Below are 17,866 nucleotides of genomic sequence, written 5' to 3' on the forward strand. Positions count from 1 at the left end.
CGGCTCTCCATTCTTGATCCCGTTAAGGGGAATTCTGTTTATTTCTTAGAGGCTGTGGTGTGTTCCGGTCACTTCTGACCGGAATACTTTGCCTGGATTTCTGCAGCAACGTTGCTCGGGACCGGCGAATAGTGGTCGAACACCATCGAGTACTGTGCACGGCCCTGCGACATGGAGCGCAGGTTGTCGACGTACTTGAACATGTTGGCGAGCGGAACGTGAGCATTGATCACGATCGCGATGCCGCGCTGTTCCTGGCCCTGTATCTGGCCACGACGCGAGTTGAGGTCGCCGATCACGTCACCGACGTAATCTTCCGGCGTGACCACTTCGACCTTCATCATCGGCTCGAGCAGCTGAGCGCCAGCCTTCTTGGCTGCTTCACGGAAGCAGGCACGCGAGGCGATTTCGAAGGCGAGAACCGAGGAGTCAACGTCGTGGTAAGCGCCGTCGATCAGGGTTGCCTTGACACCGAGCATCGGGAAGCCAGCAAGCGGACCCGAAGACAGAACGCTTTCGATACCCTTCTGAACGCCCGGGATGTATTCCTTCGGAACAGCACCACCGACGATCTTGGACTCGAACTTGAATTCGTCGCCTTCCGGGTTCGGTTCGAAGACGATCTTGACGCGCGCGAACTGGCCGGTACCACCGGACTGCTTCTTGTGCGTGTAGTCTTCTTCGTGGTTGCGCGTGATGGTTTCGCGGTAAGCAACCTGCGGAGCACCGACGTTGGCTTCAACCTTGAACTCGCGACGCATGCGGTCAACGAGAATGTCGAGGTGAAGTTCGCCCATGCCGGCGATGATCGTCTGGCCGGATTCCTGGTCGGTCTTGACGCGGAACGACGGGTCTTCAGCAGCCAGGCGGTTGAGCGCGAGGCCCATCTTTTCCTGGTCGCCCTTGGATTTCGGCTCGATCGCGATCTGGATGACCGGTTCCGGGAATTCCATGCGCTCAAGGATAACCGGCTTCAGCGGGTCGCAGAGCGTATCGCCAGTCGTGGTTTCCTTGAGGCCAGCCAGAGCCACGATGTCGCCCGAGAAGGCTTCTTCGATGTCTTCACGGCTGTTGGAATGCATCTGCAGCATACGGCCGACGCGCTCGCGCTTGTCCTTGACCGTGTTCATGACCGAGACGCCCTTTTCGAGCTTGCCCGAATAGATGCGTGCAAAGGTCAGCGAACCGACGAAGGGGTCGTTCATGATCTTGAAGGCGAGCATAGCAAGCGGCTCGCTGTCATCCGCATGACGCTCGATTTCGGCTTCGGTCTTGAAGTCGATGCCCTTGATCGCCGGGATGTCCAGCGGCGAAGGCAGGTATTCAACAACGGCGTCGAGCAGAGGCTGTACGCCCTTGTTCTTGAACGCGGTACCGCAGAACATCGGATGGAACTTGACGTCGATGGTGCCGCGGCGAACCAGGGCACGGATCTTGTCGTTGTCCGGCATGATGCCGTTCAGGTAGTCTTCCATCGCCTGTTCGTCGACTTCGACAACCGTCTCGATCAGCTTTTCGCGATATTCAGCTGCCTTTTCCTTCATGTCATCCGGGATTTCAACAACATCCCAGGCGGCACCCAGAGATTCATCGCGCCATACCAGCGCGTTCATCTCGATCAGGTCAACGACACCCTTGAATTCGGTTTCTGCGCCGATCGGGAGCTGCATGACAACAGCAATGGCGCCAAGACGGGTCTTGATCATCTCAACCGAGCGGTAGAAGTCCGCGCCGGTCTTGTCCATCTTGTTGCAGAAGATCATCCGCGGAACGTTGTACTTCTCAGCCTGACGCCAGACGGTTTCCGTCTGCGGCTCTACGCCGGCGTTGGCATCGAGAAGCGCGATCGCACCGTCGAGCACGCGCAGCGAACGTTCGACTTCAATGGTGAAGTCAACGTGGCCGGGGGTGTCAATGATGTTGAAGCGGCGCATCTTACCGTCGCGACCCTTCCAGTAGGTCGTGGTCGCAGCGGACGTGATGGTGATACCGCGTTCCTGCTCCTGCTCCATCCAATCCATCGTAGCAGCGCCGTCATGGACTTCGCCGATCTTGTGGGACTTGCCGGTGTAGTAGAGGATGCGCTCGGTGGTCGTGGTCTTGCCGGCGTCGATATGCGCCATGATACCGAAGTTGCGGTAGTCTTCGATTTTATATTCGCGAGCCATAATGGACTGCCTTTCAATATTCGATCGGTTCAGATTACCAACGGTAATGCGAGAAGGCGCGGTTTGCGTCGGCCATCTTATGCGTGTCTTCGCGCTTCTTGACAGCGGAGCCACGGTTGTTGGACGCGTCCATCAGTTCGCCCGACAGGCGGTCGATCATGGTGGTTTCGTTGCGCTTGCGAGCGGCAGCGATCAGCCAACGGATGGCGAGGGCCTGACGGCGCTCCGGACGAACGTCAACGGGAACCTGGTAAGTTGCACCACCAACGCGGCGCGAGCGCACTTCAACATGCGGCGCGACGTTGTCGAGCGCCTGATGGAAGATCGCGATCGGCTCAGCCTTGGCCTTAGCCTGGACCACATCAAAAGCACCGTAAACGATGTTTTCGGCGACCGACTTCTTGCCGTGAAGCATGATGGCGTTCATGAACTTGGTGACGACGAGATCGCCGAACTTCGGGTCCGGATTGATTTCGCGCTTTTCTGCACTATGGCGACGGGACATACTAGTTTGTCTCTCAACGGTTAGGACGCTTTACCACGCGGAGAACCTCGCGCAGCGCCGTTAAATCTATAAGGCCGAATTACTTCGGACGCTTCGCACCGTACTTGGAACGACGCTGCTTACGGTTCTTGACACCCTGGGTATCGAGAACGCCGCGGATGATGTGGTAACGAACGCCCGGCAAGTCCTTTACGCGGCCGCCACGGATCATGACGACAGAGTGTTCCTGCAGGTTGTGACCTTCACCCGGAATGTAGCCGATGACTTCGAAGCCATTGGTCAGACGGATCTTGGCGACCTTACGCAGAGCCGAGTTCGGCTTCTTCGGGGTCGTCGTATAAACGCGGGTGCAAACGCCGCGCTTCTGTGGGTTTTCCTGCAGAGCAGGTACCTTGTTGCGCTTTACCTGTGCCTGACGCGGCTTGCGGATCAGCTGGTTTACGGTAGGCATATAACCATCCCTTGCAAATTTAGTCTCTCAAGCCCTTGCGAGCCCACGGTTTTGCCGTTTCCGGCGGCGGCCGCACATTTTCTTCATGCGCAAAATGTGGCCCGATCCGTTTCAAGCGGATGGACCACAAAAGACAGAGGACGCATTTCGAAAAATGCGTCTTGCGTGCAGCATTCGTGTCGTCAACGTGCGTAAAGAACCTTGTTTGAGGCGAACTTCAGGACGCGGCGTCCCAAAAAACCCGGCCTCACATGGGCTCTGATGGCCGGGGGAATACTGTTTTCCCCCTCTTGCGTCAAGTCTCAATCGAAAATTAATGGCCGCAGGGCCTGTAGAGCAGGCCTTTGGCGGTTATCCGCATGGGAACAACGGCGACACTTGTCGAATTGGCTTGGATTGATCCGGGAAACTTCTAGATAAGGAGTTGGGCAAGGTCAATTCACCCTACCCTGCCCCTGGACGATTCGATCCGCAGAGAATCGTGACACTCGAACAAGAAGACCAGACGCCATGATCACCAGTCCCGACAACGATAACATTCGCGACGAGCCGATGGTGTTCATCATCATCGCAAAGGCATACGAAACCGAAGGCGGCGAGCCGATCGATCTGCATGTGCTGTTGACGGCGCCGGACGACGATTCAGCCGTGCGACTGGCACTCAATGCCCTGTCGGAAGAAGGTTTCCTCGAAGCCGACCTCGACCAGATCGGCATGATCACCGGCGAACCGGATGAAGAGCCGCATGCATCCGCCTATCAGGGCGCGCTCGAAGGCGAAGTGGCGATCATCCGCTTCAACTGACCGAGCCGTGCTTTGCTGACGTCGACAAGGCCACCCGGAAACATCCGGGTGGCCTTTTTGCATTGGCGCGTGCGCAGAACGCGTTGCTTGCTCCGCCCCATGACCGCGACCGCTGGCTGCAGGTTCCACGCCTTGCCGAGGTGAAAACACGCCGCCGCCGGCGCGAGCCACCAAAACGGAAAAGGCGCCCGGGAGACCCGGGCGCCTGTCATCTGTCAAACTGGTGGATGCGACATCGTCGCACCCATCGTCTGTGGCTTACTCGGCAGCAGGTGCCGCTTCGCCAGCGAGGTTCTGCAGCATCGGTGTTGCAACGTCTGCGCCGGTGCCCTTCTTGCGTTCCTCGATGATGAGTTCATCGCGCGAAGTGGCAATGCGGCGGATCTGCGTCATGGTGCCACCGGTACCGGCCGGGATCAGGCGGCCGACGATGACGTTCTCCTTGAGACCCTGCAGCGTGTCGGTCTTGCCGGCGATCGCAGCTTCCGTGAGAACCTTGGTGGTTTCCTGGAAGGATGCGGCCGAGATGAACGACGGCGTCTGCAGCGATGCCTTGGTGATACCGAGCAGGACAGGATCGCCGTAAGACGGCTTCTTGCCTTCCTCGATCAGGCGGTCGTTGTTGTCGTCCATTTCGATCCGGTCGACATTGTCGCCAACGATGTAATGGCTGTCGCCAGCATCGGTGATCTCAACCTTCTGCAGCATCTGGCGAACGATCACCTCGATGTGCTTGTCGTTGATGACAACGCCCTGCAGACGGTAGACTTCCTGGATTTCGTTGACCAGGTACGAAGCGAGTGCTTCGACGCCCTTGATCGCCAGGATGTCGTGCGGCGCCGGGTTACCGTCGAGGATGTAATCACCCTTTTCGATATAGTCGCCGTCCTGAAGGTGGAAGGGCTTGCCCTTCGGGATCAGGTATTCGACTGGCTCGACGCCGTCTTCCGCCGGCTCGATGATGACGCGACGCTTGTTCTTGTAGTCGCGGCCGAGGCGGATCGTACCATCGATCTCAGCGATGATGGCATGGTCCTTTGGACGACGGGCTTCGAACAGTTCGGCAACACGCGGCAGACCACCGGTGATGTCCTTGGTCTTGGCGCTTTCCAGCGGCGAACGTGCAAGCACGTCACCCTGAGAGACCTTGGTACCAGGTTCAACCGACAGGATCGCATCCACCGAGAGGAAGAAGCGGGCATCGCTGCCACGGGACATCTTCAGGACATTGCCTGCAGCATCCTTGATGACGATGGCCGGCTTCAGATCCGCACCGCGCGGGGTCGAACGCCAGTCGATAACCTGACGCTTGGTGATGCCGGTGGATTCGTCGGTGGCTTCAAGAACCGAGAGACCGTCAACGACGTCCTCGAAGTGCACGATGCCTTCGACTTCCGTCATCATCGGGCGTGTGTACGGGTCCCACTCGGCCAGACGCTGGCCGCGCTTCACCTTGTCGCCGTCATCGACGAAGACCTTCGAACCGTAAGCCACGCGCTGCGAGGACCGCTCGACACCACGTTCGTCAAGAATGGTCACAGCCAGGCTGCGGCCCATGGCAATCAGATTGCCATCGGAATTGCGCAGCATGTTGCGGTTCTTGATCTGCACGGTGCCTTCGTACGAGGCTTCGAGGAACGACTGGTCGACCACGGTCGCGGTACCGCCCAAGTGGAAGGTACGCATGGTGAGCTGGGTGCCCGGTTCACCGATCGACTGAGCCGCGATAACACCAACGGCTTCGCCCATGTTGACAGGCGTACCGCGGGCCAGATCTCGGCCGTAGCAGATCGAGCAAACGCCGGTCTGAACTTCGCAGGTCAGAGCCGAACGGATACGGATCGACTGAATGCCAGCCTTCTCGATCTCGATGACATCGGGTTCAAGGATCATCTTGCCGGCATCGACGATGCGTTCACCCGTGAGCGGATGATCGATGTCGTCCAGTGCCGTACGTCCGAGAACGCGGACGCCGATGGAAGCCACGACCTGACCGGCATCGATGATCGCCGTCATGGTGAGGCCCTTGTCGGTGCCGCAATCCACGAGGTTGACGATGCAATCCTGCGCGACGTCGACGAGACGACGGGTCAGGTAACCGGAGTTCGCGGTCTTCAGAGCGGTGTCTGCGAGACCCTTACGGGCGCCGTGGGTCGAGTTGAAGTACTCGTTAACGGTCAGACCTTCCTTGAAGTTCGAGATGATCGGCGTCTCGATGATTTCACCCGACGGCTTGGCCATCAGGCCGCGCATGCCGCCCAGCTGACGCATCTGGTTCGGAGAACCACGTGCACCCGAGTGTGACATCATGTAGATCGCGTTCATCTGCTTCTGGCGACCCGTTTCCGGATCGAACTCGACAGCCTTAATGCGGGCCATCATGTCCTCGGCGACCTTTTCGGTTGCCTTGCCCCAAGCGTCGACGACCTTGTTGTACTTTTCGCCCTGGGTGATCAGGCCGTCATTGTACTGCTGCTCGTATTCCTTGACCAGATTTTCGGTATCGCCGACGATCTTGGCCTTGGTTTCCGGAATGACCATGTCGTCCTTGCCGAACGAGATGCCAGCCTTGCACGCATGGCTGAAGCCGAGCTGCATGATCCGGTCGCAGAAGATGACCGTGTCTTTCTGGCCGCAATGACGGTAGACCGTGTCGATCATCTTGGAGATGTTCTTCTTGGTCATTTCCTGGTTGCAGGTGTCGAAAGGCACCTTGAAGTTCTTCGGCAGAAGTTCGCCGATGAGCATACGGCCCGGCGTCGTTTCGAAAATCTTCGAAACGGGCTTGCCTTCTTCATCAACAGTCTTGAAGCGGCCGCGGATCTTCGAGTGCAGTGTCACGATCTTGTTTTCAAGCGCGTGATGCAGTTCGCCGATGTCGGAGAAGGCCATGCCTTCGCCTGGCTCGTTCTGGTTCATGATCGACAGGTAGTAGAGACCCAGAACCATGTCCTGCGACGGAACGATGATCGGTGCACCGTTGGCCGGATGCAGGATGTTGTTCGTCGACATCATCAGAACGCGGGCTTCAAGCTGCGCTTCGAGCGACAGCGGCACGTGAACGGCCATCTGGTCGCCGTCGAAGTCGGCATTGAAGGCCGTGCAGACGAGCGGATGCAACTGGATAGCCTTGCCTTCGACCAGGGTAGGTTCGAAGGCCTGGATGCCCAGGCGGTGGAGCGTCGGCGCGCGGTTCAGGAGAACCGGATGCTCGCGGATAACCTCGTCGAGGATATCCCAGACTTCCGGCTTTTCCTTTTCAACCAGCTTCTTGGCCTGCTTGACGGTCGAGGAATAACCCTTGGCGTCGAGGCGGGCGTAGATGAACGGCTTGAACAGCTCGAGCGCCATCTTCTTCGGCAGGCCGCACTGGTGCAGCTTCAATTCCGGACCGGTCACGATGACCGAACGGCCGGAATAGTCGACGCGCTTGCCGAGAAGGTTCTGGCGGAAGCGGCCCTGCTTGCCCTTGAGCATGTCGGACAGCGACTTCAGCGGACGCTTGTTGGCGCCGGTGATGACGCGGCCACGACGGCCGTTGTCGAACAGCGCGTCCACAGATTCCTGCAGCATGCGCTTTTCGTTGCGGATGATGATGCCCGGCGCGCGCAGTTCGATCAGGCGCTTCAGACGGTTGTTACGGTTGATGACGCGACGATAGAGATCGTTCAAGTCAGACGTCGCGAAACGGCCGCCGTCCAGAGGAACGAGCGGGCGCAGGTCCGGCGGGATCACCGGAACGACCTTCATGATCATCCATTCCGGGCGGTTGCCGGATTCCATGAAGTTCTCAACGATCTTCAGGCGCTTCATCAGCTTCTTCTGCTTGAGATCCGAGGTGGTCTCAGCCAGATCAGCACGCAGATCGCCAGCGATCTTCTCGAGGTTCATCGAGGCCAGCATCTCGTAGATGGCTTCAGCGCCGATCATGGCGGTGAACTGGTCCTCGCCGAACTCGTCGACGGCAATCATGTATTCTTCTTCGGAAAGAAGCTGATTTTCCTTGAGCGAGGTCAGGCCCGGCTCAGTGACGATGTAGTTTTCGAAGTAGAGAACGCGCTCCACATCTTTCAGCGTCATGTCGAGAAGGGTCGAGATGCGCGACGGCAGCGACTTCAGGAACCAGATATGGGCAACGGGTGCAGCGAGCTCGATATGGCCCATGCGCTCACGGCGAACGCGCGACAACGTCACTTCGACGCCGCACTTTTCGCAGATGATGCCCTTGTACTTCATACGCTTGTACTTGCCGCACAAGCATTCGTAGTCCTTGATCGGTCCGAAGATACGCGCGCAGAAAAGACCGTCACGTTCCGGCTTGAACGTACGATAGTTGATGGTTTCCGGCTTCTTGATCTCGCCGTAGGACCACGAAAGAATCTTTTCCGGGCTCGCAATCGAAATCCGGATGGAATCGAAGTGCTGCGCCGGTACCGACGGGTTGAAAAGGTTCATGACCTCTTGGTTCATGCCTGTCTCCTTCATGGGGCAAAAGAGCCCTCAATTGGGTGTCGATTTCAGCAAATTCCCGGGATGCTGGATCGAACCCTTAAATGACAATAACCGCCAAATGCGGCAAAACTTCCCGTCCCTGTCCGGACCCGGCCAGGGAGGGAATGGCGTGCGAGACGAGCCCGCACGCCTTTGTCAACTTTTACTCTGCCGCGTCGGGCAACTGGCCGGCTGCCGCTTCGTCGAGCTTGGAATTCTCCAATTCGACGCTGAGGCCCAGCGAGCGCATTTCCTTGACGAGAACGTTGAAGCTCTCAGGAATGCCCGCTTCGAAGGTATCGTCGCCGCGGACGATCGCCTCGTAGACCTTGGTACGGCCGGCCACGTCGTCCGACTTAACCGTCAGCATTTCCTGCAGGGTGTAGGCGGCGCCGTAAGCTTCGAGCGCCCAGACTTCCATTTCCCCGAAGCGCTGACCGCCGAACTGCGCCTTACCACCGAGCGGCTGCTGGGTGACGAGCGAGTAAGGACCGATCGAACGGGCATGGATCTTGTCATCGACCAGGTGGTTGAGCTTGATCATGTACATGTAGCCAACGGTCACCTGACGGTCGAAAGCTTCGCCGGTACGGCCATCATACAAGGTCGACTGACCCGACGGGTTGAGACCCGCCTTCGTCAGCATCTCGGACACGTCGCTTTCATGCGCACCGTCGAAGACCGGGGTCGCGATGGAAACACCGCGCTTGGCTTCTTCGGCAAGACGAACCAGCGATTCATCGTCGAAGGACGAGACCTCGTTATGCTGTTCCGAGGCATAGATACCGGTCAGTTCGTTGCGCAGGTCGGTGATGTCCATATGCTTGCGGTAGTCTTCAAGCATCTGGCCGATCTTCTTACCCATGCCGGCACAAGCCCAGGCAAGGTGGGTTTCGAGAATCTGACCGACGTTCATGCGCGAAGGCACGCCGAGCGGGTTCAAGACGATGTCGACATGCGTGCCGTCTTCGAGGAACGGCATGTCTTCGACAGGCACGATACGCGAGACAACACCCTTGTTACCGTGACGGCCGGCCATCTTGTCGCCTGGCTGGATCTTGCGCTTCACAGCGACAAAGACCTTGACCATCTTCATGACGCCCGGAGGCATTTCGTCGCCGCGCTGGACCTTCTCGACCTTGTCCATGAAACGCTGTTCGAGGCGCGACTTGGATTCGTCATATTGACCGCGAAGGGCTTCGAGTTCGGCCTGGGCCTTCTCGTCCTCGACGGCGAACATCCACCACTGCGAGCGGGGATATTCGGAGATGACGGCGTTCGAAAGTTCGCCACCCTTCTTGTAGCCCTTCGGACCGGCAATCGAGACGTGACCACGGAGCATGTCGAGCAGACGGCCGTAGACGTTACGGTCGAGGATCGCCTGTTCGTCATCACGGTCCTTGGCGAGGCGTTCGATTTCCTCGCGCTCGATCGCCATCGCACGTTCGTCCTTCTCAACGCCGTGGCGATTGAAGACGCGAACTTCGACGACGGTGCCGAACGTGCCCGGAGGCATGCGCATGGACGTGTCGCGGACGTCGGAAGCCTTTTCACCGAAGATGGCGCGCAGAAGCTTTTCTTCCGGCGTCATCGGGCTTTCGCCCTTCGGGGTGATCTTGCCGACCAGGATATCACCCGGCTGAACCTCGGCACCGATGTAAACGATACCGGCTTCGTCGAGGTTGCGCAGCGCTTCTTCCGAAACGTTCGGAATGTCGCGGGTAATTTCTTCCGGACCGAGCTTGGTGTCACGGGCCATGACTTCGAATTCCTCGATATGGATCGAGGTGAAGACGTCTTCCGAGACGATACGCTCCGACATGAGGATCGAGTCTTCATAGTTGTAGCCGTTCCACGGCATGAACGCGACGAGCGCGTTGCGGCCGAGAGCCAGATCGCCGAGGTCGGTCGACGGACCGTCCGCGATGATGTCGCCCTTGTTCAGGATGTCACCGACGGTGACCAGCGGGCGCTGGTTGACGCAGGTGTTCTGGTTGGAACGCTGGAACTTCTGCAGGCGATAGATATCAACGCCGGACTTCGACGGATCGAGGTCTTCGGTGGCGCGGATAACGATACGCGTCGCATCGACCTGGTCGACCACGCCGCCGCGACGGGCACCGATGGCGGCGCCGGAGTCACGGGCAACGATCGGCTCCATGCCGGTCCCGACGAACGGGGCTTCTGCACGCAGAAGCGGCACGGCCTGACGCTGCATGTTCGAGCCCATGAGGGCGCGGTTGGCGTCGTCGTTTTCCAGGAACGGGATCAGCGCTGCCGCAACAGACACGAGCTGCTTCGGCGAAACGTCCATCAGGTTGATGGTGTCGCGCGGCGACAGCATGACTTCGCCGGCGTGACGGCAAACGACGAACTCTTCGACGAACACATTATCGGCGGTCAGTTCGGAATTGGCCTGGGCGACGTAGTACTTCGCTTCCTCCATTGCCGACAGATAGACCACGTCCTTGGTCACCTTGCCGTCGATGATCTTGCGGTACGGGCTTTCGATGAAGCCGTACTTGTTGACGCGGGCAAAGGTGGCAAGCGAGTTGATCAGACCGATGTTCGGGCCTTCCGGCGTCTCAATCGGGCAAATACGGCCGTAGTGGGTCGGGTGAACGTCGCGGACTTCGAAGCCGGCGCGCTCGCGGGTCAGACCACCCGGTCCAAGAGCCGAGAGACGGCGCTTGTGGGTGATTTCCGAAAGCGGGTTTACCTGGTCCATGAACTGCGACAGCTGCGAGGAGCCGAAGAATTCGCGCACGGCAGCTGCTGCCGGCTTGGCGTTGATCAGATCCTGCGGCATGACGGTGTCGATTTCGATCGACGACATGCGTTCCTTGATGGCGCGCTCCATGCGCAAGAGGCCCAGACGATACTGGTTCTCCATCAATTCACCGACCGAGCGAACGCGGCGGTTGCCGAGGTTGTCGATATCGTCGATTTCGCCCTTGCCGTCGCGCAGTTCGACCAGCATCTTGACCACGGCTAGGATGTCGTCCTTGCGCAGGACACGAACCGTGTCTTCGACGTCGAGGTCGAGGCGCATGTTCATCTTGACGCGGCCAACGGCGGACAGGTCATAACGCTCGCTGTCGAAGAACAGCGAGTTGAACATGGCTTCGGCCGAATCCATCGTCGGCGGCTCGCCCGGACGCATGACGCGGTAGATATCGAACAGAGCGTCCTGACGGTTCTCGTTCTTGTCTGCGGCCAGCGTGTTGCGGATGTAGGCGCCCACATTGATGTGGTCGATGCCGAGAACCGGGATTTCGTCGAAACCGGTTTCGAGGATCTGCGGCAGGGTCTTCTCGTCGATTTCCGCACCGGCTTCCATGTAGATTTCGCCGGTCGCCATATTGACCAGGTCTTCTGCGAGGAAGTTGCCGTACAGGTCTTCATCGGCTGCACGCAGAGCTTTGAGGCCCTTGTCGGTCAGTTGACGGAGAAGACGCGGGGTGAGCTTCTTGCCACCTTCGACCACGACTTCGCCGGTGTCGGCGTCGATCATGTCGGTAATGGTCTTGGCGCCCTTCAGCGTTTCCGGGGTGAACGGAATGCGCCAGCCCTTGCCGTCGCGAACGTAGTTCGACTTGGTGTAGAAGGTCGACAGGATTTCTTCGCCGTCCATGCCGAGCGCCATCAGCAGCGAGGTCACGGGGATCTTGCGGCGACGGTCGATACGGGCGTGGACGATGTCCTTGGCGTCGAATTCGATGTCGAGCCAGGAACCGCGATACGGGATGACGCGGGCAGCAAACAGCAGCTTGCCGGACGAGTGGCTCTTGCCCTTGTCGTGGTCGAAGAACACGCCCGGCGAACGGTGCATCTGCGAGACGATAACGCGCTCGGTGCCGTTGACGATGAACGTGCCGTTGTTGGTCATGAGCGGCATGTCGCCCATGTAGACCGACTGCTCCTTGATGTCCTTGATGGACTTCGCGCCCGTATCCTCGTCGATATCAAACACGATCAGGCGCAGCGTGACCTTCAGCGGTGCGGCATAGGTCAGGTCGCGCTGACGGCATTCGTCAACGTCGAACTTCGGCTGTTCGAACTCGTAGGACACGAATTCCAGCATCGACGCACCGGAAAAATCGGTGATCGGGAATACGGACCTGAAAACAGCATTCAGTCCCTCGTCGGGACGGCCGCCTTCGGGCTCGTCGACCATGAGGAATTGGTCATAAGATGCCTTCTGAACCTCAATAAGGTTCGGCATTTCTGTGACTTCTGGAATTTTTCCGAAAAACTTGCGTACGCGCCTGCGACCGTTAAAGGTAAGGGTCTGAGCCATCGTCGCTCCTTGTCAGTTTGCACCCGGGCCTGCAACAGACGGTGACCGCTGGCCAGGCGGCTCCGTCAAAAAATGGATCACTCAATCTCGTCTCGAGATCCGGGCGGCCGGCCGGTTTGCCGGGTGCGCGGGTCAAGACCATCCTCTTGAGAACCCATTACCCAGGGACCGTTTTCATACGGTTCCTGGGTAATATGTTCGGAGGAAACCGGCGAGAGAAGGAAACCTTCTCCCGCCGCATTCCGATATTACTTAACGTCGACCTTAGCGCCGGCGTCTTCAAGCTTCTTCTTGAGGTCAGCAGCTTCAGCCTTCGAAACGCCTTCCTTGACAGCCTTCGGAGCGCCTTCAACGAGGTCCTTGGCTTCCTTCAGGCCGAGACCCGTGATAGCGCGAACTTCCTTGATGACGTTGATCTTGTTTGCGCCGGCATCCGTGAGGACGACGTCAAACTCGGTCTTTTCTTCTTCAACAGCAGCAGCAGCGCCGCCGCCAGCAGCAGCAACAGCTACAGGAGCAGCTGCAGAAACGCCCCACTTTTCTTCGAGAAGCTTGGAAAGCTCAGCAGCTTCCAGAACGGTCAGAGCCGAGAGGTCGTCTACGATCTTTGCGAGATCAGCCATTTTACTATTTCCTTATAGATGTTCGGTTCGAAACGAACGAGTTAGGGTATGAACAGCGAAAAACCGCCTTACGCGGCTTCGTCCTTCTTTGCATAGGCCGCAAACACGCGAGCAAGCTGAGCTGCCGGTGCCTGTACCACACCTGCGATACGGGTAGCTGGTGTCTGGATCATGCCCAGCAGCTTCGCACGCAGCTCGTCCAGCGAAGGCAGGGTCGCAAGCGACTTGACTGCATCGGCGGTGAGCGTGGTTGTTCCCATGGCGCCACCGAGAACAACGATCTTGTCGTTGGTCTTGGCGAAATCCATGAGGACCTTCGGAGCCGTGATCGGATCATTGCTGAATGCAATCAGCGTCTGACCCTTGAAGAGATCCGTGATCCCTTCGGCTTCCGTGCCCTGAAGAGCGATCTTGGCCAGGCGGTTCTTCGCGACTTTGACGGTGCCGCCAGCAGCGCGCATCTTCGAACGAAAATCGTTCATCTGCGCAACCGTGACACCAGCATAGTGGGCCACAACAACCGAACCGGAAGCCTTGAAGACTTCGTTCAGTTCTGTGACGAATTCGCGTTTTTCCGCTCTTTCCACTGTCTGTCTCCAGTTGATGAGACCGCAATCCTGCAGGCCTCACCGGGTTTGCCTTTTGCCTCAAGGGATCCAAATCAATCAGATCCCGAGCGACGCTTGAGGATCCTGCCCCCTCGCATCGAAGCTTCGCTTCAATGCCAAGGCGAATAAGGCTCGAACCGAACTTCAAGACGTCTACAGACGTTTAAAATCGGGTCTTACCCCGTCTCATGCAGGTGAATATTAAGGCCACGAAGGCCACCCACAATCTCGGACAGGAGTGTCTGGTTTTAACGCCAGACATTTCCGGCCCCGAAAGGCCGGAAACTTGGTTGACCGGAGCGAGAGGCTCCGGTCGAATGGATTAGATCGTAACCGTCGACGGATCGATCTTGACGCCCGGACCCATGGTCGAGGAGATCGCTACGCGCTTGACGTAGTTACCCTTAGCGCCAGCCGGCTTTGCCTTGACGACGGCGTCAGCAAAAGCCTTGATGTTTTCTTCGAGTGCCTTGGCGTCGAAGGAAGCCTTGCCGATACCGGCATGGATGATACCAGCCTTCTCGACGCGGAACTCGACAGCACCGCCCTTGGATGCCTTGACGGCGCCAGCGACGTCCATTGTCACGGTACCGACCTTCGGGTTCGGCATCATGCCACGCGGGCCGAGAACCTTACCGAGACGGCCGACGAGCGGCATCATGTCCGGGGTTGCGATGCAACGATCGAAGTCGATCTTGCCGCCCTGAACGATTTCGACGAGGTCTTCTGCGCCAACGATGTCTGCGCCTGCAGCCTTGGCTTCATCAGCCTTGGCGCCACGTGCGAAAACAGCAACGCGAACGTCGCGGCCAGTGCCGTTCGGCAGGTTGACAACGCCACGAACCATCTGGTCGGCGTGACGCGGGTCAACGCCGAGGTTCATTGCGATTTCGACGGTTTCGTCGAACTTGGCAACCGCACGTTCCTTGACCATCGAAATGGCTTCGGAAAGAGCAACGAGTTTGGTCGGATCCACGCCTTCGCGGATCTTCTGAATACGCTTTGCAAGCTTTGCCATGTTAAGCCACCACTTCCAGGCCCATGGAGCGGGCAGAGCCCTCGACCATTGCCATTGCGCCGTCGACGTCGGCTGCGTTCAGATCCTTCATCTTACCTTCGGCGATCGCACGGACCTGAGCCTTGGTGATGGTACCGACCTTCGCACCCTTGCCCGGTGTCTTGGAACCGGAGGTGATTTTTGCTTCCTTCTTCAGCCAGTAGGTAACCGGCGGCTGCTTCATGACGAAGGTGAAGGACTTGTCCTGGTAATAGGTGATGACGACCGGGATCGGCATGCCCTTTTCCATTTCCTGCGTGGCGGCATTGAACGCCTTGCAGAATTCCATGATGTTAACGCCACGCTGACCAAGCGCCGGGCCGATTGGCGGGGACGGGTTAGCCGATCCTGCCTTGACCTGAAGCTTGAGCTGGCCTGCAACTTTCTTAGCCATATCTCTCTGCCTTTCATAAGGAACCGATTGCCCGGCTCCGGTGTGCCGGTATTATCCGGCGGCTGCGGTTGCGTGGTACGTCTGGTCAGCCCGGCTTAGAGACTGCCATCCTCCCACGCGGTTCGGGGAGTTACCTCCCCTGCTCCACTCAGACCTTTTCGACCTGAGCGTATTCGAGTTCGACCGGGGTCGCACGGCCGAAGATGGAGACCTCCACCTTGAGGCGCGAACGCTCTTCATCGACATCCTGAACAACGCCGTTGAACGAGGCGAAGGGACCGTCGGAGACGCGAACCTGCTCGCCGATCTCGAAGGTAACGGAAGACTTCGGACGCTCGACACCTTCCTGGACCTGGCCCAGAATGCGCTCGGCTTCGAAATCAGGGATCGGAACCGGCTTGTTGTCGGAACCGAGGAAACCCGTAACCTTCGGGGTATTCTTGATCAGGTGATAGGCTTCGTCCGTCAGGTTCGCCCGGACCATGACATAGCCGGGGAAGAACTTGCGTTCGCTATCAACCTTGCGGCCGCGACGAACCTCGACGACCTTTTCGGTCGGCACGAGGATCTTTTCGAACAAATGAGTGAGACCCTTCTGACGGGCCTTGTTCTCGATGTCCTCAGCGACCTTCTTTTCAAAATTCGAGTATGCGTGGACGATATACCAACGTGCCGCCATGTCCGTCTCCGTCCGTTTTTAGTTGCCGAGGCTCAGCACAAGGCTGAGGAGCCAGCCGATGAGCTGGTCAGCGCCGAAGAAAAACAGCGCGGCGAAAACGACCATCGCCAGAACCATGAGCGTCGAAATCACGGTCTCGCGGCGCGAAGGCCACGTGACTTTGGACGTCTCGGAGCGCACCTGCTGCAGAAACGCGAATGGATTAGACTTGGATGCCATTTAATGCCCACGCATTTACGGCGCGTAAAGCTGAATATCTCAGCCCCACGCACCGCGTGTCTGTTTGAACCCTACATAAAGACCGATTCCCTTTTTCACAAGAGGGAAACGGACCTTTAGCAACTTTTTGGCTTTTGCCATCAATCATCGAACGTCGCGGAGCTATGCGCGCCGTGTTGAAAATGGCAGGGGCAGCCGGGCTTGAACCGACGACCTGCGGTTTTGGAGACCGCCGCTCTACCAACTGAGCTATACCCCTAAGCCGTCCTGCGGATTGAACATAACCGTTCTGTCCGAGGCATGGCGCACCCTTTAAGACGGCAAACTCCGATTGGCAAGAGCCTTTTTACGCCTTTTTGTCAAAGCCCCCACTTCGCGCACCGTCACCGCCATCGTCACCACCGCGGAATCGAGCGCGCACGGGTCCAGCGACCAAATCACACGCGCAGCCTTTTCCTGTGTGTCGCCACCGGCGCCCGTTTCAGACTGCTCAGAAGAGCCCGTCAGGTCCCGTATTGGTGTCCATGCCGCAGCACCAACAGCCATCGCAGACGATTCGGGCTCACCGTTTGCGGGCAGCCCCAATTCGAATTCGGCTGCCCACACAGCGGGAAAGCGCGACCAAGCCGGGGCATACGGCACCCTTCCACGCCGCCACCTTCCCTGCCCTGCAGTCTACTTACCCGGAGACAATGCGACCTCTGAGTGCGCCAATTATATCTTTAGGTAATTATCTTTTCTCTTACTTTCATAGGAAAACTACATCGGGCGCAGCCTTGCCCGCGCCCTCCTTGTCCTGATTTTTTCGACATCTCCTGGTTGCCTGACGCGCGAATATGAGGCTCACTTGCCTGTCCGGCGCAATTGGCGAATAGTGGCCCGATCAGATGCCCGATTGCCTGCGATGGGAGACTTCATGATCCGGATCCACAATGCCGCCCTGCCCGCCTCTGAATTCGAAGACGCCAATCTCAGCGGCTCGCGGTTTATCGACGTTAATCTGGAAGAAGCCGTATTCAGCGACGTCAATCTCGACAATGTGCTGATCAGCGATGCGCGGGCCTATCATGCGACTTTCCGCAAGACGTCGATGGAGAGCGCGACTTTCGAGAATATCGACATGCGCTCGGTGGCGCTGCGGCATGTCGATCTCGACGGAGCCTCCATCCGCTTCGCCAGCCTGGTCAACCTGTCGATCGCCGAATGCGACGTCAGGGGCATGAGCATCGACGGGTATCTGGTGACGGATCTACTGAAGCTGGTGGCGCCTGAAATCGAGCAGGAGGTCGATGAGCGCTGAGGCATCGGCTTGCGGCCTCTACCTCTCTATAGAAGGTGATTGTAGTTCCCGGCAGAGCTGCGGCATGTGCAATCGGCATCCATACCTTGGGACAAAAAAACCCGCTGGAGACAGCGGGGTTTTGTCTTCAATCCCGTGCGGGATCGAAATTACTCGATGATCGAGGCAACAATGCCGGCGCCGCACACGAACCGCGCTTGCGCGCCGTTCGTGCATTTCAACCTGCGTCGGCAGCTTTCGCCATCGACACTCGATTATTATTCAATA

General features: G+C 58.3%; 13 protein-coding genes and 1 tRNA gene. 2 read left to right on the forward strand and 12 right to left on the reverse strand.

What is annotated here, in order from left to right; all coding sequences use genetic code 11:
• Window positions 1–68 precede the first annotated feature (68 nt).
• From fusA to rpsL, 3 genes are all read right to left on the reverse strand, one after another.
• Entirely contained in the window at window positions 69–2,168 is a 2,100-nt protein-coding gene (fusA, locus tag PDO_RS25850) for an elongation factor G (protein ID WP_007608707.1), read from the reverse strand.
• 34 nt (window positions 2,169–2,202) lie between these two features.
• Window positions 2,203–2,673 carry a 30S ribosomal protein S7 gene (gene rpsG / locus PDO_RS25855; RefSeq protein ID WP_007608708.1) on the reverse strand — a complete coding sequence of 157 codons (471 nt, stop codon included), beginning with the start codon at window positions 2,671–2,673 and terminating at the stop codon, window positions 2,203–2,205.
• A gap of 79 nt (window positions 2,674–2,752) precedes the next feature.
• Window positions 2,753–3,124, reverse strand: coding sequence for a 30S ribosomal protein S12 (gene rpsL / locus PDO_RS25860; RefSeq protein WP_003507760.1), 372 nt, complete (start codon window positions 3,122–3,124; stop codon window positions 2,753–2,755).
• 510 nt (window positions 3,125–3,634) lie between these two features.
• On the opposite strand from rpsL, the gene PDO_RS25865 reads away from it, so the two are divergent.
• Window positions 3,635–3,928, forward strand: coding sequence for a hypothetical protein (locus tag PDO_RS25865; protein WP_007608725.1), 294 nt, complete (start codon window positions 3,635–3,637; stop codon window positions 3,926–3,928).
• Window positions 3,929–4,186: 258 nt separating this feature from the next.
• On the opposite strand, the gene rpoC is transcribed toward PDO_RS25865, so the two are convergent.
• The 9 genes from rpoC to PDO_RS25910 all read right to left on the reverse strand — a co-directional run bounded on the left by rpoC (window position 4,187) and on the right by PDO_RS25910 (window position 16,558).
• The gene (rpoC, locus tag PDO_RS25870; RefSeq protein ID WP_007608726.1) at window positions 4,187–8,398 is read right to left on the reverse strand and encodes a DNA-directed RNA polymerase subunit beta'; all 4,212 of its coding nucleotides are present in this window, start codon (window positions 8,396–8,398) and stop codon (window positions 4,187–4,189) included.
• A gap of 184 nt (window positions 8,399–8,582) precedes the next feature.
• Window positions 8,583–12,719 (reverse strand): DNA-directed RNA polymerase subunit beta, encoded by a 4,137-nt coding sequence (gene rpoB, locus PDO_RS25875; RefSeq protein ID WP_007608727.1) that lies wholly within the window; start codon window positions 12,717–12,719, stop codon window positions 8,583–8,585.
• A 248-nt stretch (window positions 12,720–12,967) separates the two neighbouring features.
• A complete protein-coding gene (rplL, locus tag PDO_RS25880; RefSeq protein WP_007608729.1) occupies window positions 12,968–13,342 on the reverse strand; it encodes a 50S ribosomal protein L7/L12 in 375 nt (124 codons plus the stop codon).
• Between the two features lie 68 nt (window positions 13,343–13,410).
• On the reverse strand, window positions 13,411–13,929 hold the full coding sequence (rplJ, locus tag PDO_RS25885; RefSeq protein ID WP_007608732.1) for a 50S ribosomal protein L10: 519 nt from the start codon (window positions 13,927–13,929) through the stop codon (window positions 13,411–13,413).
• A gap of 343 nt (window positions 13,930–14,272) precedes the next feature.
• Entirely contained in the window at window positions 14,273–14,968 is a 696-nt protein-coding gene (gene rplA / locus PDO_RS25890; protein ID WP_007608733.1) for a 50S ribosomal protein L1, read from the reverse strand.
• A gap of 1 nt (window position 14,969) precedes the next feature.
• Window positions 14,970–15,401, reverse strand: coding sequence for a 50S ribosomal protein L11 (gene rplK / locus PDO_RS25895; RefSeq protein ID WP_007608734.1), 432 nt, complete (start codon window positions 15,399–15,401; stop codon window positions 14,970–14,972).
• Window positions 15,402–15,549: 148 nt separating this feature from the next.
• Window positions 15,550–16,080 (reverse strand): transcription termination/antitermination protein NusG, encoded by a 531-nt coding sequence (gene nusG / locus PDO_RS25900; RefSeq protein ID WP_007608736.1) that lies wholly within the window; start codon window positions 16,078–16,080, stop codon window positions 15,550–15,552.
• Window positions 16,081–16,098: 18 nt separating this feature from the next.
• The gene (secE, locus tag PDO_RS25905) at window positions 16,099–16,299 is read right to left on the reverse strand and encodes a preprotein translocase subunit SecE (protein WP_007608742.1); all 201 of its coding nucleotides are present in this window, start codon (window positions 16,297–16,299) and stop codon (window positions 16,099–16,101) included.
• 183 nt (window positions 16,300–16,482) lie between these two features.
• Window positions 16,483–16,558: transfer RNA gene (locus PDO_RS25910), tRNA-Trp, on the reverse strand.
• A 657-nt stretch (window positions 16,559–17,215) separates the two neighbouring features.
• Here PDO_RS25910 and PDO_RS25915 point away from each other — a divergent pair.
• Entirely contained in the window at window positions 17,216–17,599 is a 384-nt protein-coding gene (locus PDO_RS25915; RefSeq protein ID WP_007608745.1) for a pentapeptide repeat-containing protein, read from the forward strand.
• Window positions 17,600–17,866: the final 267 nt, after the last annotated feature.

The sequence above is a fragment of the Rhizobium sp. PDO1-076 genome (genome assembly GCF_000247475.1).
Classification (GTDB): domain Bacteria; phylum Pseudomonadota; class Alphaproteobacteria; order Rhizobiales; family Rhizobiaceae; genus Allorhizobium.

Coding starts and splice junctions, on each gene's coding strand:
- fusA (WP_007608707.1), bottom strand. CDS start 2,168: ATGGCTCGCGAATATAAAATCGAAGACTACCGCAACTTCGGTATCATG.
- rpsG (WP_007608708.1), bottom strand. CDS start 2,673: ATGTCCCGTCGCCATAGTGCAGAAAAGCGCGAAATCAATCCGGACCCG.
- rpsL (WP_003507760.1), bottom strand. CDS start 3,124: ATGCCTACCGTAAACCAGCTGATCCGCAAGCCGCGTCAGGCACAGGTA.
- PDO_RS25865 (WP_007608725.1), top strand. CDS start 3,635: ATGATCACCAGTCCCGACAACGATAACATTCGCGACGAGCCGATGGTG.
- rpoC (WP_007608726.1), bottom strand. CDS start 8,398: ATGAACCAAGAGGTCATGAACCTTTTCAACCCGTCGGTACCGGCGCAG.
- rpoB (WP_007608727.1), bottom strand. CDS start 12,719: ATGGCTCAGACCCTTACCTTTAACGGTCGCAGGCGCGTACGCAAGTTT.
- rplL (WP_007608729.1), bottom strand. CDS start 13,342: ATGGCTGATCTCGCAAAGATCGTAGACGACCTCTCGGCTCTGACCGTT.
- rplA (WP_007608733.1), bottom strand. CDS start 14,968: ATGGCAAAGCTTGCAAAGCGTATTCAGAAGATCCGCGAAGGCGTGGAT.
- rplK (WP_007608734.1), bottom strand. CDS start 15,401: ATGGCTAAGAAAGTTGCAGGCCAGCTCAAGCTTCAGGTCAAGGCAGGA.
- nusG (WP_007608736.1), bottom strand. CDS start 16,080: ATGGCGGCACGTTGGTATATCGTCCACGCATACTCGAATTTTGAAAAG.
- secE (WP_007608742.1), bottom strand. CDS start 16,299: ATGGCATCCAAGTCTAATCCATTCGCGTTTCTGCAGCAGGTGCGCTCC.
- PDO_RS25915 (WP_007608745.1), top strand. CDS start 17,216: ATGATCCGGATCCACAATGCCGCCCTGCCCGCCTCTGAATTCGAAGAC.